This window comes from Methylotenera sp. (genome assembly GCF_029945705.1).
Lineage (GTDB): Bacteria > Pseudomonadota > Gammaproteobacteria > Burkholderiales > Methylophilaceae > Methylotenera.
In genome coordinates, this window is sequence record NZ_JAQSDC010000049.1 from 72,518 (window position 1) to 87,901 (window position 15,384).

Annotated in this window: 14 protein-coding genes and 1 tRNA gene; 6 read left to right on the plus strand and 9 right to left on the minus strand. The window is 41.8% G+C overall.

The window, feature by feature from the left end:
- Positions 1–11 precede the first annotated feature (11 nt).
- Together PSU78_RS10875 and mqo are read left to right on the plus strand one after the other, a co-directional pair.
- Positions 12–1,307, plus strand: coding sequence for a tetratricopeptide repeat protein (locus PSU78_RS10875; protein WP_300387878.1), 1,296 nt, complete (start codon positions 12–14; stop codon positions 1,305–1,307).
- Positions 1,308–1,640: 333 nt separating this feature from the next.
- Positions 1,641–3,140, plus strand: a complete 1,500-nt coding sequence (gene mqo / locus PSU78_RS10880) for a malate dehydrogenase (quinone) (protein WP_300387880.1) — start codon at positions 1,641–1,643, stop codon at positions 3,138–3,140.
- A 10-nt stretch (positions 3,141–3,150) separates the two neighbouring features.
- Here the strand turns inward: mqo and rlmB are convergent, their stop codons facing one another.
- Together rlmB and rnr are read right to left on the minus strand one after the other, a co-directional pair.
- Positions 3,151–3,906: a 23S rRNA (guanosine(2251)-2'-O)-methyltransferase RlmB gene (rlmB, locus tag PSU78_RS10885; protein ID WP_300387882.1), complete on the minus strand. Its 756-nt coding sequence runs from the start codon at positions 3,904–3,906 to the stop codon at positions 3,151–3,153.
- A 64-nt stretch (positions 3,907–3,970) separates the two neighbouring features.
- The gene (gene rnr, locus PSU78_RS10890; RefSeq protein ID WP_300387884.1) at positions 3,971–6,445 is read right to left on the minus strand and encodes a ribonuclease R; all 2,475 of its coding nucleotides are present in this window, start codon (positions 6,443–6,445) and stop codon (positions 3,971–3,973) included.
- An 87-nt stretch (positions 6,446–6,532) separates the two neighbouring features.
- Here rnr and PSU78_RS10895 point away from each other — a divergent pair.
- Positions 6,533–6,617 (plus strand) — tRNA-Leu (locus tag PSU78_RS10895).
- A gap of 37 nt (positions 6,618–6,654) precedes the next feature.
- The gene (locus PSU78_RS10900) at positions 6,655–6,870 is read left to right on the plus strand and encodes an RNA-binding S4 domain-containing protein (protein WP_300387886.1); all 216 of its coding nucleotides are present in this window, start codon (positions 6,655–6,657) and stop codon (positions 6,868–6,870) included.
- A 7-nt stretch (positions 6,871–6,877) separates the two neighbouring features.
- Here PSU78_RS10900 and epsA read toward each other — a convergent pair whose 3' ends face one another.
- Positions 6,878–7,645: an XrtB/PEP-CTERM-associated transcriptional regulator EpsA gene (gene epsA, locus PSU78_RS10905; RefSeq protein WP_300387888.1), complete on the minus strand. Its 768-nt coding sequence runs from the start codon at positions 7,643–7,645 to the stop codon at positions 6,878–6,880.
- Between the two features lie 346 nt (positions 7,646–7,991).
- Complete coding sequence (infA, locus tag PSU78_RS10910; RefSeq protein WP_013147958.1) at positions 7,992–8,252, minus strand: translation initiation factor IF-1; 261 nt, start codon at positions 8,250–8,252, stop codon at positions 7,992–7,994.
- Between the two features lie 401 nt (positions 8,253–8,653).
- On the opposite strand from infA, the gene PSU78_RS10915 reads away from it, so the two are divergent.
- On the plus strand, positions 8,654–8,857 hold the full coding sequence (locus PSU78_RS10915) for a cold-shock protein (protein ID WP_013147957.1): 204 nt from the start codon (positions 8,654–8,656) through the stop codon (positions 8,855–8,857).
- A 126-nt stretch (positions 8,858–8,983) separates the two neighbouring features.
- Positions 8,984–9,238, plus strand: a complete 255-nt coding sequence (locus tag PSU78_RS10920; RefSeq protein ID WP_300387891.1) for a SemiSWEET transporter — start codon at positions 8,984–8,986, stop codon at positions 9,236–9,238.
- A 12-nt stretch (positions 9,239–9,250) separates the two neighbouring features.
- On the opposite strand, the gene PSU78_RS10925 is transcribed toward PSU78_RS10920, so the two are convergent.
- The 5 genes from PSU78_RS10925 to PSU78_RS10945 all read right to left on the minus strand — a co-directional run bounded on the left by PSU78_RS10925 (position 9,251) and on the right by PSU78_RS10945 (position 15,384).
- Positions 9,251–11,071, minus strand: coding sequence for a PQQ-binding-like beta-propeller repeat protein (locus tag PSU78_RS10925; protein ID WP_300387893.1), 1,821 nt, complete (start codon positions 11,069–11,071; stop codon positions 9,251–9,253).
- Between the two features lie 195 nt (positions 11,072–11,266).
- Complete coding sequence (locus PSU78_RS10930; protein ID WP_300387895.1) at positions 11,267–11,806, minus strand: hypoxanthine-guanine phosphoribosyltransferase; 540 nt, start codon at positions 11,804–11,806, stop codon at positions 11,267–11,269.
- Between the two features lie 45 nt (positions 11,807–11,851).
- The gene (locus PSU78_RS10935; protein ID WP_300387897.1) at positions 11,852–13,753 is read right to left on the minus strand and encodes a nucleoside-diphosphate sugar epimerase/dehydratase; all 1,902 of its coding nucleotides are present in this window, start codon (positions 13,751–13,753) and stop codon (positions 11,852–11,854) included.
- Positions 13,754–13,865: 112 nt separating this feature from the next.
- Positions 13,866–14,429, minus strand: coding sequence for a sugar transferase (locus PSU78_RS10940; RefSeq protein ID WP_300387899.1), 564 nt, complete (start codon positions 14,427–14,429; stop codon positions 13,866–13,868).
- Complete coding sequence (locus tag PSU78_RS10945; RefSeq protein WP_300387901.1) at positions 14,422–15,384, minus strand: SDR family oxidoreductase; 963 nt, start codon at positions 15,382–15,384, stop codon at positions 14,422–14,424. The genes PSU78_RS10940 and PSU78_RS10945 overlap by 8 nt, the downstream gene beginning before the upstream one ends.

Genomic DNA, 15,384 nt, shown 5'->3' on the forward strand with positions numbered 1-15,384 from the left:
GTAGACTGAACATGAGCCTAATTAATCAAATGCTAAAAGACCTAGAACAGCGCGGTGCTGGGTCTAATGACGCCGAAAAAATGATTACATCCAGTCCAAGCGATGCACTACAACCAGCTGTGGTCACGCCCTATATGAATCAGCATTATCAGGCTAAACATGGCGTACCATTTTTAAAGATTAGTGGGCTAGTAGTATTGTTGGCTGGTGGCGCTTATTTGTGGGTACAAAGCGCACCCGCACTATCTCACAGTATTGATCATTTAAAAGTACAAGCAACGCCACAAGCGGCGATGATACATGCCGACTCTGTAGAAGCTGCAAAACCCGTAGAAGAAATTAAAGCTATTGCTCAAACTGCAGATTCAGCATTACTCCCATTATTTGAAAACGCACTTAAATACACGCCAATAGAATACAAACCAACAGCCTCGCAAACGCAAGTTAACAAGCTTGAAAAATATCCTCAAAAAGATAAAGTTATTGCAAATATTATGCCTGCAGAGTTAGTAGCTAACAATCTTGGAAATACCAATCAAGCAACTAAAACGGCTGAACCAGTAAAGTCAGTGGATATAGTAGAGCCTGCAAACACTTCAGTGGTTTCTGATAATTCAGCTGTATCAGCAAAGCTTGTTGTTGCGGCAAAATCAGCTGCTCACTCAAGTAATAGCAGCATAGTCAAACAAATCAGCACTGAACAAAAATCAGGCAATTTATATCGCCAAGCCTTGGCAAACTTGCAACAAGGTCGCGTAGCCGAAGCTCAAAGTAATTTAGCTCAATCATTAGAGGTTTATCCAGCGAATCAAGAAGCTAGGCAAACGCTTGCAGGTTTATTACTAGATAATAATCGCAATGATGAAGCCAGAGCCACGCTTGCCGCAGGTCTTGCAATAGCCCCAGAGCAAACTAATTTCCGCATCGCGCTAGCCAGATTACAAATAGAATTGGGTGATAAATCTGCCGCGCTTACGATTATGGAACAAGGCCTAGCTTATGCAAATAACAATGCTGACTATCAAAGCTTTTTAGCAACCTTACTTCAACGCGCAAATCGCCATGATGAAGCCATCAGTCACTATAAAACGGCGCTATCAATGAATGCATCATCGAATAACTCTAGTTCCGCAAACTCCTTAGTGGGCCTTGGTATTTCACTGCAAGCGACTGGCAAACTAGAAAACGCACAAGAAGCCTTTACTCGCGCGCAATCTGTCGCGACACTGAGCCCAGAACTTGCGCAATTTATAGATCAACAACTCAAACAAATTAATCAACGTTTGCAAAATTCAGCAAGCAAGTAAACCTTACTGCGAATAATTATATGTAATCCATAACAGTACTGTCTTATATAAGTTAGTACTGTTTCAATACAATTCATTCTTGAAACGTTCAATACTTGTTGATAAAAACACCAATACAGATTTGAATGGTCTCCCTTTATTCTAGCCACTTGCCAGCCGATTAATATTCCACAAAAATCAATTTTTTTACTGTAAAATTCACACCACGGTAATTAAGTTGTGCAGTGCACGATTCATTAAAACCAACATTAAAAATGCTAAAGCCTGTGGATTACAGGCTTTTTTGTTGACCAAATCTTGAAGAGAATTGAAACAATTTGATGGCTAAACTGAATGACAACAGCAAATAAAATTGATGTGCTATTAGTAGGTGGCGGCGTCATGAGCGCAACGCTAGGCGTTTTGCTTACGCAGCTTGATCCTACACTGACAATCAGGATGGTGGAGCAACTATCAGAGGTGGCGCTAGAAAGTTCAGATGCACTGAATAATGCTGGTACGGGTCATGCAGGCTATTGCGAGCTTAATTACACGCCACAAGATGTTGACGGTAGTATTGCGATTGGGCGTGCTTTAGAAATTAATGCAGCATTCGAAGTTTCTCTACAGTTTTGGTCGCATTTGGTTGAAACCTCTGCCCTACCCGATCCTAGTCAATTTATCAGCAAAACACCACATTTAAGCTTTGTGTGGGGGGCAAAGAACAGCACGTTTTTAAAACAACGACATGCCCTCCTTAAACAGCATCATTTATTTGAGCACATGCAATTTAGTGAGGACTTTGCTCAACTTCAAGAGTGGATGCCGCTTATCGTGACTGGCAGAAATACAGATGAAAAGCTAACTGCAACTTATGTTGAGAACGGCTCAGACGTAGATTTTGGTTCTCTCACGCGCCATTTAGTTGACTACTTAAAAAAACAACCCAATTTTAGTTTGCACACCAATACACAAGTTAAAAATCTTAGCAAAATAAAAGACCGTGCTAAAGATAATACATGGCATGTCAAGCTCCATGACTTCAATACAAAACATACGCAAACCATAAGTGCTAAGTTTGTGTTTTTAGGTGCCGGAGGTGGCGCCCTGCCCTTGCTACAAAAAGCTAATATTGATGAAAGCAAAGGCTATGGTGGCTTTCCTGTGAGCGGTCAATGGCTTATTTGTCACAACCCAGAAGTAATTAAGCAACATTATGCCAAAGTGTATGGCAAGGCTGCGCTTGGTGCACCACCAATGTCTGTACCGCACTTAGATACACGCGTGATTAACGGCAAGCGAGCTTTATTATTTGGGCCATTTGCTGGCTTTACCACTAAATTTTTAAAAGCAGGCTCTAAATTTGATTTAGCAAAATCTGTCAAAGTTAATAATCTTAAAGCTATGTTAGGTGTAGGGCGACACAATTTAGCACTGACTAAATACCTGTTGAAAGAGGCTACCCAAACCCATGAGCAACGGATGAATGCGTTACGCGACTTTTTGCCCAATGCAAATAGTAGTGATTGGACACTCGAAAATGCAGGTCAACGTGTACAAATTATTAAACAATGCAACGAAAAATGGGGTAAGTTAGAATTTGGCACTGAAATAGTAGCCGCCAAAGATGGTACTTTAGCGGCTTTATTGGGCGCATCCCCAGGGGCCTCAGTCAGCGTTAAAGCAATGATTGACGTACTTGAGCGCTGTTTTAGCCAACAAATGAAGAGTGATGCTTGGCAACAAAAAATGAAAGTTTTGGTACCAAGCTACGGTGAGTCGCTCATCAACAATGCAGCATTATTGCAAAGCATTAGAAAAAGAACGCTAAGTACTTTAAAGCTTAGCGCTTAATACCTTTAGCTTACACCGTAAGTAAGCTACGTTGACGCCTAGCTTCATATAAGCAAATTCCACTAGCAACGCTTACGTTTAAACTTTCAACTGAGCCGTACATAGGAATCGTCACCAGCGCATCACAGGTTTCAGCCGTTAATCGCCTAATGCCGTCACCTTCTGCGCCTAGTACAATCGCAATTGGACCATCTAGCTTAGTATTGAGCAGCGTACTAGGTGCATCCATGGTAGTCCCCACCACAAATACGCCAGCTTCCTTCAACTCACGTATCGTTCTCGCCAAGTTAGTCACAGCTATAAACGGTACAGTTTCTGCTGCACCACAAGCAACCTTACGCACTGTGGCGTTCAGGCCTACTGCACGGTCTTTTGGAGCGATGACGGCATGCACGCCCATCGCATCAGCCACTCGCAAGCAAGCACCTAGGTTATGCGGATCTTCAACGCCATCCAAAATCAAAAAGAATGGCGGTTCCGTCAGGTCAGATTCTAAAATATCATGAATATCTTTATAGGGAATTGGCGTATCAACCACACGTGCAATCACCCCTTGGTGCCGGCCATTCATGCCAGCCATACCATCCAAGCGGCTACGCTCAACTTCCATCGTACGAACACCTGCTGCTTCTGCCATCTTCAGCAGATCTTTCATACGTGCGTCCATGCGGTCGCGATCAATCAAAATCTCTTGCACGCTAGCACCATGCTGGCGCAAACGGCTTAATACGGCATGAAAGCCAAATAAAATACGGGCATCGCTCATTTCTTTACCTTATGTTTAATTCTTAACGGTTGACTTTTACTATATGATTACTAAAATTAATTCATTAATGTTTACTTGTTTTTTTGATAGCTTTTTTTGATTTAGTCGGCTTAGGTGGATTCTTTCCAGCCGTTTTACTCACCACTTTTGAGCTGGATTTTGATTTAGGCTTAACACCTAAAGTTAGTTTCCCACCTGTTTTTGAGGCAATTCTTGGCGTGCTTTTACTCGTAGGTTTATCACCAAACTTATCGCCAAATTGAGTGCTGGATTTTACAGGTTTTCTCTCGCCACCGCGCAACTTATTAGTCACACCTATTTTCGAAGATTCAACTTCAACACCACCGTCCAATGTATTGTTTTTATTCACTAAAATAAAATCTATTTTTGTGGTTTCTAAATCTACGCGTGCCACTTTAATGATCAGTCTATCGCCTAAACGATAACGTACACCAGTCCGCTCTCCCGCCATTTCATGTCGCGCTTTGTCATGATGAAAATAATCATTACCCAACTCCGTCACATGCAACAAGCCTTCAACATACACGCCATCCAACGCAACGAATAAGCCAAAGCTGGTCACGCCAGCCACTGTACCTTCAAACACCTCACCGATTTTATCTTGCATGTAGAAACATTTGAGCCAATTGGTCACATCACGAGTTGCATCATCGGCGCGGCGCTCTGTCATGGAGCAATGCACGCCTAGGTCAGCCCAACTACCAGCTTTGTATTTATCGCCATTTAAAACGGCTTTAATCGCTCTATGGATTAACAAATCTGGGTAACGACGTATAGGTGAAGTGAAATGGGCATATGCCTCATAAGCCAAACCGAAGTGTCCGACGTTATCTGGACTATAAACAGCCTGCTGCATAGAACGTAATAACACTGTTTGCAATAACTGCGCATCAGGACGCTCCCTAATGCGCTCTAAGAGCTTGCCGTAGTCTTTCGCATGTGGCGAATCACCACCGCCCACCCCAAAGCCAAACTCGCCCATAAATGCACGTAGTAGCTCTAGCTTTTCAGGTGTAGGTCCTTCATGAATACGATATAAAGCAGGATGCTCGTGCGCTTTCAAGAAATCTGCCGCACATACATTGGCAGCTAACATACATTCTTCAATCAGCTTATGCGCCTCATTACGCGTGCTCGGCACAATACGCTCAATTTTACCTTGCTCATTAAACTCCATGATAGTTTCTGAAGTCTCAAATTCTATTGCACCGCGTTTTTGACGCTGAACCAACATTAATTTATACACGCTATTGAGATGTTCTAAATGCGGCATCAACCAAGCGAACTCTTGCGCTAACTCGCCTTCTGGATTCTGCAATATCTCATGGACCTTGGTATAAGTCATACGAGCTTGTGAACGCATCACAGAAGGATAAAACTTGTATTGCTTCACAATACCCGCGCCATCAACCTGCATATCACAGATCATGCATAGACGCTCAACATCAGGATTAAGCGAGCACAGGCCATTGGAAAGCGCTTCTGGCAGCATAGGGATCACGCGTCGCGGAAAATACACAGAGTTTCCACGGTCATAAGCGCCTTTATCCAAAGCATCATTCGGTTTGACGTAAAAGCTCACATCTGCAATCGCCACGACCAAACGCCAGCCCTTGCCTTGTGGCTCTGCATAAACCGCATCATCAAAGTCACGTGCTGTTTCACCGTCAATGGTAATCAACGGCATTTCACGACAATCAATACGACCTTTATAATCTTCAGGCTGAACTAAGCGCGGATAAGCCTCAGCTTGATTCGTCGCTTCACGACTAAACTCATGTGGCAGATTGTGCTTACGTAGTGCAATCTCAATTTCCATGCCGCTATCAGCATAATTACCTAAAATTTCAATCACTTTACCCATAGGCTGCGCTAATGACGAAGGCTGACCAGTCAACTCAACCATCACCACTTGTCCAGCTTTGGCACCTAGGTCTAAATGGTAGGGAATCAAAATATCCAAATTTATGCGCTTATCTTCAGCCGCAACAATCGTCACACCGCTTGTCTGCACCACGCGTCCAACGAGTTTTTGCGTACGGCGCTCAAGTACTTCAACAATCTTGCCTTCTGGCCTACCTTTTCTATCTAGGCCACTCATACGTACCATAGCGCGGTCGCCATGCATCACTTGCGACATCTCTTTAGGGCTTAAAAATAAATCCTCACCACTTACTTTTGTTTTGTCATCAGGAATTAAAAAGCCAAAGCCATCAGGATGGCCTTGAATCACGCCTGAAATCAAATCCAGCTTATCGGCAATACATAGCGCGCCTTTTCTGTTTTTAATAATCTGACCTTCGCGCTCCATTGCATTCAAGCGCTTATTGAAAATGATTCGCTCATCTTCACTAATATCTAACAATATATAGAGCTGCTCCACACTAAGTGGAATGCCTTGGTCGCTCATCGTAGTGAGAATAAGCTCACGACTCGGCAATGGCGTATCGTATCGACCGGCTTCGCGCTCAGCGTGTGGATCAGAACTTCTGTTGTTTTTGTTACTATTTTTTGTCATTGACAAAGCTTACCTTTAATATAAAATTCACCGCAACTATTAGCCTGAGTCAAAATCTCAGCGGTGCAATAGCTAAACCATATAGTTGCCCAAATGGCGGAATTGGTAGACGCGCATGGTTCAGGTCCATGTGCCTTCGGGTGTGGAGGTTCGAGTCCTCTTTTGGGCACCAAATCAGCTCTATTCTACTCCATTCAACGAGATTCATTATGTCACAAACCATGCAATTTGATTTAACTACAGAATACGTAGCGTTATGTAACCTACTAAAATTAACAGGGCTAGCTGACAGTGGCGGTCGAGGTAAGTCAATGGTTGCAGAAGGATTAGTGAAGGTAGATGGTTTAATCGAAACTAGAAAAACAGCTAAAATTCGTACTGGTCAAACGGTAGTGGTCGGCAATCAAACGATTAATATTAAGTAAATTACTTTCAATTTAGCTTATTCATTAAAATAGCAACGGCTTGTGCGCGCCTAGTTACATTCATCTTCTGAAAAACCCGCTTTAAGTGACTTTTGACAGTGTTCTGGCTAATGTCCAGAATTGTTGCTATCTCTTGGTTGGTCTTTCCTGATTTTATCCAATGAATTATTTCCAATTCACGCACGCTCAGTCCGGTACCATCCAAGATGATGGCTGGTTCAGTAGGTGTTTTTAACGGCTTAAGATGCTGAATTTTTCTTAGCACATTATCGATATGCGGCATGATTAAGCCCATCACCGAATCTGGCACATCAAACACCTTCTCTTTACTGAAGAAAACGTACAAACAAACATTACTACCACGTACATCGCTTACGCCATAGACCATCAATGAATTTAATTGCTCAAGATTATTTGGCAAAATGACATTAAGTTGATTTTCGACTTCATGATGATCAAGATTGTTAACAACAAACCAGCAACGATTATTGCTTAACCACCTTTGATGTAAATGCAACATACATACATCATAGCCATTATTAGAGTCGAATACAGTTTGTGTATTGATGTCACTTAGATTAGAAGCCACATCGTAACTTAACTTACTCTTTACCGATTTTTTCTCAAAATCGCCCCAGCAAGCAACTAATACATCATGCGGCAAAAACTCATTCACGCCATTTTGTAACCAGCTAAAGAACTCGAGGTGATTTTCTATTACATACGATCTTTGTATCACTGAGAATATTTTTTCCCAATGCTTGTTTACTATCATGTTATCCATACTATTTAAATAGGCAAATCATTATGATAGTTACATTACCTTGGAATTCGCTTTAAACAAATTAAATACAACATGGCTGTTAGAAAATTAACAATACTTTACATTTAACCGCATCACTGAAAATATGAAAATACTCAAGTGAAAAAATATTAGCTTCAGAACACACTTGAAAAGCCTTAGGCAAGGAATCTGACTGAGCCGTACCCAACACTTAGAAGTTTGCTTTATTGAAGATCTATATGAATATGAGGGTAAATAAGACGTTAATTTGAGCAGAATTGAACAAACTTAACATTCGCAATAAAATCAGCATTTATTACGAATGAGTAGCAACGTATTAGTAGGTGCGTTTTCTTGGTGTGAATGTCGCGCCACCAGCTTCGATATGCCTAAAAGTAATACGTCCATTATTGATATCGTATGGAGAAAGCTCCAAAGTAACCTTGTCGCCAGCTAAAATTCGAATGTGATTTTTTTTCATTTTACCGCCAGTGTAAGCAATTAATTTATGCCCGTTGTCCAGCGTTACACGATAGCGTGAGTCTGGTAGAATTTCCATTACCACGCCATTCATTTCAATCAATTCTTCTTTAGCCAAATCTAGTTCTCCAGTAATATTTTGTAGCAATCTTTAATTAAGCAACAATCTCTATAGAGTTTGAAGCTTAAAATGAAAGTACTAGCAAATATCACTAACACTTAAACTACCCGCAACACACCCATACAACGCTCGCGCGCATTATAGCGCCAGAGCCATGATTAATCAATCGCTTATTTATATAAATTAAGTGCTAAATACCAACAAATTAATAAATTTAATATCAATTTTTGTTGTCAATCACGATTAATGTCAAATAATGCTTGACACGACAATTATTTACCAGTAAAAAGTAATTTCGGCGTTTGGATGTTTAAAGTGGTTAAGTTCTCAAGACTGATTATTTGTTAAAAACCCAATCATTTAGGGTGCCTCCCTTTTTTAAAAGTATGGAATAAGATATGGCTACAGGTTTAGTTAAATGGTTTAATGATTCAAAAGGTTTTGGTTTCATTACTCCTGATGCAGGCGGCGACGATTTATTCGCTCATTTCTCAGCTATCGTAGATAGCGGCTACAAAAGCTTAAAAGAAAATGATCGCGTAAGTTTTGACGTTACAGACGGTCCAAAAGGTAAACAAGCTTCAAACATCCAAAAAGCTTAGTTAACTAGAATCCAGTTAATGGAATTCAAAAAAAATAGCCCTTCATTGGGCTATTTTTTTATCTTAAAATTGATGGTTTTAATTCAAACCTAAATGTATTCTAGCCTATTAAAATTTAACACCCACATGACTCCTACCGACTTGATTGGCTATTCCTCAGCCTTTTTAACTACATTTGCTTTCGTGCCACAAGCATTGCACTCATGGAAAACACGAGATTTATCAGGTGTTTCACTACCCATGTATAGCTTGTTTAGCTTGGGCGTATTAGGCTGGTTTATATACGGCCTGTTAATTACAAGTTGGCCCGTAATTCTGGCCAACGGCATCACCTTAGTTTTAGCCTGCGCAGTGCTTATTTTAAAACTAAAGCACCGCTAACACATTCAAGCGCTACTTCCCCAGAGCATAAACCACAATATTATCCCCTGCAGTATAGCCAAATATAGAATTACCCCCTGCAGCGACTGCTACGTACTGCACACCATCAATTTCATAGCTTATAGGCGGTGCATTAACACCTGCATCGACTTTAGTTTGCCACAATAAATCACCTGTATTACTGTTGTACGCATTGAAGTTGCCGCTACCTTCACCCATAAACAATAAGCCGCTTTGAGTCGCAAGCAGTCCACCCATCAAAGGTTGTTCAGTTTTAACTTGCCATCTCATTTTACCTGTAGAAAGATTGATTGCTGAAATAACGCCCCAGCGCGGATCTTTGGTTGGTTCAGAGGAGGCATATCGAATAGCTGGTTTACCAGCTGCTGCATCCTCTTCTACTAGAGTATATTTAATAGGTGCATGTATACCAGCGACAAAGCTGGTTTGATTATGCTCATCTAGCGCACTAGGACTCCAATTTGAACCACCTAAAATCCCAGGATAAAGCACAGTGCCCTCCTTACTTGCTTTTGCGAATAGATTTTTTTGTGGCACAAATGCATCAGACTTCATCAGTAGCTTACCTGTTGCTCTATCGTTCACGTAATACCAACCTGTTTTACTGGCCTGTCCTACAGCGGCGATGGTCTTGCCATCTTTCTTATAGTCAAACAAGACTGGCGGACTTGCTAAATCATAACCCCAAACATCATGTGGAACCTGCTGGTAATGCCATTTAAGCTTGCCTGTTTCCGTATCTAAAGCAACTAACGAAACCGTATACAGATTATCACCAGGACGGGAAATATCGTTCATTTGTGGCGAAGGATTACCCGTACCAAAGAAAAGAGTATTGGTTTTAGTGTCGATCGCTGGCGTGCTCCAAGCGGAGCCGCCACCAAAGCGCCAAGCTTCTTTATTATTCACCATATTAGCTTTTTCAGCAGCAACATCTCGATTCAGTGAGATACCATCCGAAGTTGTTTCAGCAAATATGCCCTCCCAACCTTGCGTTGGAATGGTATCAAAAGTCCAAACACGCTTGCCACTACCAATGTCATAAGCGGCCAGAAAGCCTGGTCGACCATAACGACCGTCAACACCTACCACAGCACCTAGAGGTGCGTTTACTGTCGGTTGGTCAATATGCAAGCCATAACCCACACCGGTGATGCCAACAATGACCTTGCCGCGATAAACCACTGGTGCCATTGCCACACCAACACCAGTGCCGCCATAGGCTTCTTTATGGCTTTTAGCGTCTGCCTGACTTAATGAGCTGGTTTTTTCTGTTAATGCCGTGTCATCGGCAACATCAATATCCCAAATTTTTGCGCCAGTTTTAGCATCAAGTCCAATCAAGCGCGCATCAACCGTACCAATAAAGACCTTACCATCACTTACCGCCACACCTCTATTTGCAGGGCCGCAGCACATTTTCCAATTCGCTCTACGCTCATGTTGATAGCTCCAAAGCTCTTTACCTGTTTTGGCATCTAAAGCAACAACATGGTTAAAAGGCAAAGCCACATACATAACGCCACCTGTGACGATAGGTGTGGCTTGAAAACTTGCAACTACACCACTTTTAAATTGCCAAGCCAACTTTAAGTCTTTAACGTTTTGTGGATTGATTTGCGTGAGTGGAGAGAATCGCTGATTAGTAAAATCACGACCGAAACTTGACCACTCTTTATCTGAACTACTTGATTGAACATTTATTTGACTAGTAGGAGAGATGCTGCATGAAAGCATGGCGAAACTACTTAATAAAACTAAACCAAATAAACCAGCATTGCTCAACTGCTTGCATTGTAAAAGACTACGCATACAACCTTCCTTTGGACTCATCAATAGCATTTAAAATTAAAGTATACAGATGTGTATACCATTTGCAAATTTTTATGTCTGATGAAGTGAAAGTTAAACCCTAGATATGCGGCAAGCGATTACGGTGATTGAGTGTCAACTTAAAGAGAGAGTTAAAACTTAAGGAAAATCTCGATTGATAAGATAGCCCGAATTTTAAGGTAATGCGTATATAGCTGGCAAATTTCGCCACCAGCCATAAGCGTCCATGCCGCAACCAAACACATAGCGATTAGGCACTTCCAGCCCAACAAAGTCTGCTTTTATCGGTTTTAAATGCGGCAATTTCTTTTCTATCAGCACAGCAGAGTAAACATCTTTAGCACCTAGTGCTAAGCATTTTTCTTTAATTGCCAATAAAGTAATTCCCTCATCCAAAATATCATCCACCAATAATACTGTTCGATTATTGATATCTAATTTAGGTAAAGACTGCCAGACAAGAGCATTACCTACCGTATTGTTTTGGTAGCGGCTAGCATGCACATAGTCTAGCTCGAGTGGGAATGTTAATTGTGTGAGTAATTGCCCAGCAAAAACAATTCCACCACCCATCACGCAAATCACTACGGGAAGAGTATGCTCGAATTGTATAGTAACTTCTCTACCTATCCTGCTAATTGCGTCTTGAACAGCTTCCGACGTATGAATGAGCTGCGCCTGATCGAGCAAAGTTTGTGGATTTTGTGTATTCAATTTAGCTCAATTGCAGGTTAAAAAAGTTAATTAACGTTTAGAAAACTAATGCAGAGTCACTTGTTCTACATCTAAAATAAAATGTTTTTCTGCGCCCGCTTGATGCTGCGGGCTGTACTCCTCCACCCAAAGTTTCAATTCATTTTTAATCATCGCTTCATTCGCACTTTCAGTGCCTTCTATCCATTTCAATAGCTTCTTTACCCAGGTAATATCAACCTCACGGGCTTGAGCTATGCGCAGCTTTTCATGCGGAGTTGGCATTGTATGCTCATCATCGGCAAGCAGCTCTTCGTAAAGCTTTTCGCCAGGCCGTAGCCCCACATATTCAATTTTAATTTCATCCGCTTGAAGACCTGAAAGCCGAATCATGTCAGCGGCTAATGCTGCTATTTTAACGGGCTCACCCATATCAAGCACCAAAATCTCGCCGCCCTTACCCATTAAACCTGCTTGTAAAACCAACTGCGCAGCTTCTGGTATCGACATGAAGTATCGCGTAATTTCTGGATGAGTAATTGTGACTGGCCCGCCTTTGGCGATTTGCTCTCTAAATTTAGGTATAACGCTACCACTACTACCTAGCACGTTACCAAAGCGTACAATGACAAAACGAGTACTCATCGCTTCGCGGGCAAGCTTCTCTTGCAAACCTTGGCAGACCATTTCAGCAAGACGTTTGCTTGCTCCCATTACGTTAGTTGGATTAACCGCTTTATCAGTAGAAATAAGAACGAACTTCTCAACTCCAGCTTCTTTGCAGGCATTGGCGATGGTGTGCGTACCAATGACATTATTCGAAAGCGCCTCCCAAACATTACCATTTTCCATCATTGGCACATGCTTATAGGCTGCCGCATGAAACACTACTGCTGGTTGAAACTGTCCAAGCAAACTTTTAACGCGTTGCTTATTTTTAACATCGCCCGTCATAAAAAGTAATTTAGTCGTAAGCTTTAACGCATTAAGTTCTTGCTCCAACTGGTAAAGAGAAAACTCTGAAATATCAAAACAAATCAATACACTAGGGTTAAACTTCAGTATTTGGCGACAAAGCTCAGACCCAATTGATCCCCCTGCTCCGCTTACCAATACGGCATGCTCCGCAATCAAATGCTGCAAGCCTGAGTTATCGAGCAATACTGCGTCGCGACCCAGCAAATCTTCCACATCCACTTTGCGAATTTGAGAAACACTCACTTTACCGCTCATCAAATCGTCAATTGCTGGCACAGTTAGTACTTCTAAACCTAGATTGTTGGCTAAATCTATCGCAGCACGGCGTTTTTGATGATGTTCAGATGGCATCGCAACAATCACATGCTCAACACCTAAGCGTCGTTGCATGTCATTTAAAGTCGCAATTGAGCCTAATACCCTAACGCCAAATATCACGCGTCCCAACATAGTTTTATCATCGTCAAGCAGGCCAACGACACGCCATTGAGTGCTACGTGATAAGTCCTTTAGCAAAGCCACTGCGGCATCACCTGCACCTAGAATTAGCGTTGGCTTACCTAATGTTTGTGCTAGTCCATAAAGCGAGTGCTCTTTCCATGCACGATAGGCAAAACGACTTCCGCCCATCATCAAGGTTAGTAAAAGCGGATCTAAAATCAATACAGAACGGGGAATAACTATTGAACCACTCAACATGAATAGCAAGGCAGCAACTAAAATGGCAGCTGAACCAACAGCATACAAAATGCGCTTTAAATCTGACACGCTTGCAAAGCGCCACATACCCCGATACAAACCATAAACGACAAAAACAGAACCTTGCAACGGCACAACCCAGACGATTGATTGCAACATGTACTGAAGATGTAAAGGGGGGATGGCGAAGTTAAAGCGTAACAAGTAGGCAGCAAACCAAACAAAAGCCGCTACTGCAATATCATGCAATAGCGCCAAAAAAGTAAGTGGGTTAATCAGTGATTTGGTCATTTAGTAAAGCTATTTGAGTAAGTTAACATTATATTTTTGGTCTTTCATATTGTATCAACATAACATCACTAAAATATAATATATACCTACAAAGCATATTTAGAGCTCGATACTAGTGTTGAATACCATCTCTACGCAGTACTTTTAAAAATGTTAAAAAGATAATTTTCAAATCCAGTAAAAAAGACTGCTTGTGCAAGTACTCTACATCAAGCTTTACTTTCAATGGAATCGGCAATTCATCCCGACCGTTAATCTGCGCCCAACCAGTTAACCCAGGTAACAACTTATCAACACCATACTCCGTTCTTAATGCCACTAAGTCATCCTGATTAAACAACGCAGGGCGAGGCCCAACAAAGCTCATATCGCCCTTAATAATACTCCAAAGCTGTGGCAATTCATCTAAGCTAGACTTACGCAAAAATGATCCTATAGGCGTTAAAAACTGCTCAGGATTATTAAGTAAATGTGTTGCAAGGGCTGGGGTATCCAAGCGCATCGAGCGAAACTTAGGCATTTTAAATATTTTATTATCACGACCTACGCGGTCTGACCAATACAAAATTGGCCCCTTCGAAGTTAAGCGCACAAATAGCATTACTATCAAAATAGGCAAGACCAACATTAAAAACGCAATGCAGGCCAAACATAAATCAAAAAGCCGTTTAATCATAGAGTTTTTTCTTTACAGTGGCCTTCAAACCGTCATCCACAGAAAATGGCGGCACCCAGCCTAACTCACGGCGGATTTTACTGCTATCCACTCGCAGTGAACCAACGACGCGGGAAATTTGATCTGACTTACCCACTAAACGCCCAGCCAGCTTTAACAAAGCAATAGGGAAAGGAAACAATCGTGGACTTTTACCCATAGCCAGCGACAACTTATTTAACAAATCTGGCGTAGATACATCTTCACCATCGCTCACTAAATACGTCTGCCCCGCAGCTGCTGGATGCGTTGCACATAAGATCAATACGTCTACTAAGTTTTCAACGTAAATTAAACTACGTCGATTTGTAATTGTTGCAAATGGAAGTGGTAAACCACGCGCGAGCACTGACAGCATTTGAGCAAAATTACCTTTTACGCCAGCACCATAGACTAAAGGTGGACGCACAACTCCAACTTCAAGCCCTGTCTCTTGGGCTATTTGATGTAACACCTGTTCAGCCTCCCACTTAGAAATCCCATAAGGATCTTGCGGTGCAGGTACATCTTGCTCACAATAAATATGATTACCAGAAGTTTCTTCGCCATTCACCTTAATAGAACTCACATACACCAAACGCTTAACGCCCGCTTTAGCTGCACTACGCGCCAAATGCTCAGTTCCCTCTACATTCAAACGGCGAAACTCCGCTAGAGGGTTACCAGAATGCTCTCGCATCACATGTACTCGAGCAGCAAGGTGAACCACGACATCGCAACCTTCTAAAGCCAACGCCCAATCAGTCGAACTGTTAATATCGCTCACCACGTAATTTTTAAGGTGAGGGATAAAAGAAAATGAAGTCCTTGTCGCACCAGTTACATTAAAGCCACGAGCTAAAGCCTCAGCACAAATGGCTTGACCAACAAAACCATTGGCACCAGTCACCATGATACGCTTAATACTAAAGGTCAA

Excerpts from the sequence above, each read along its gene's own strand:
- PSU78_RS10875 (WP_300387878.1), top strand. The coding sequence starts at position 12 with ATGAGCCTAATTAATCAAATGCTAAAAGACCTAGAACAGCGCGGTGCT.
- mqo (WP_300387880.1), top strand. The coding sequence starts at position 1,641 with ATGACAACAGCAAATAAAATTGATGTGCTATTAGTAGGTGGCGGCGTC.
- rlmB (WP_300387882.1), bottom strand. The coding sequence starts at position 3,906 with ATGAGCGATGCCCGTATTTTATTTGGCTTTCATGCCGTATTAAGCCGT.
- rnr (WP_300387884.1), bottom strand. The coding sequence starts at position 6,445 with ATGACAAAAAATAGTAACAAAAACAACAGAAGTTCTGATCCACACGCT.
- PSU78_RS10900 (WP_300387886.1), top strand. The coding sequence starts at position 6,655 with ATGTCACAAACCATGCAATTTGATTTAACTACAGAATACGTAGCGTTA.
- epsA (WP_300387888.1), bottom strand. The coding sequence starts at position 7,645 with ATGATAGTAAACAAGCATTGGGAAAAAATATTCTCAGTGATACAAAGA.
- PSU78_RS10915 (WP_013147957.1), top strand. The coding sequence starts at position 8,654 with ATGGCTACAGGTTTAGTTAAATGGTTTAATGATTCAAAAGGTTTTGGT.
- PSU78_RS10920 (WP_300387891.1), top strand. The coding sequence starts at position 8,984 with ATGACTCCTACCGACTTGATTGGCTATTCCTCAGCCTTTTTAACTACA.
- PSU78_RS10925 (WP_300387893.1), bottom strand. The coding sequence starts at position 11,071 with ATGCGTAGTCTTTTACAATGCAAGCAGTTGAGCAATGCTGGTTTATTT.
- PSU78_RS10935 (WP_300387897.1), bottom strand. The coding sequence starts at position 13,753 with ATGACCAAATCACTGATTAACCCACTTACTTTTTTGGCGCTATTGCAT.
- PSU78_RS10940 (WP_300387899.1), bottom strand. The coding sequence starts at position 14,429 with ATGATTAAACGGCTTTTTGATTTATGTTTGGCCTGCATTGCGTTTTTA.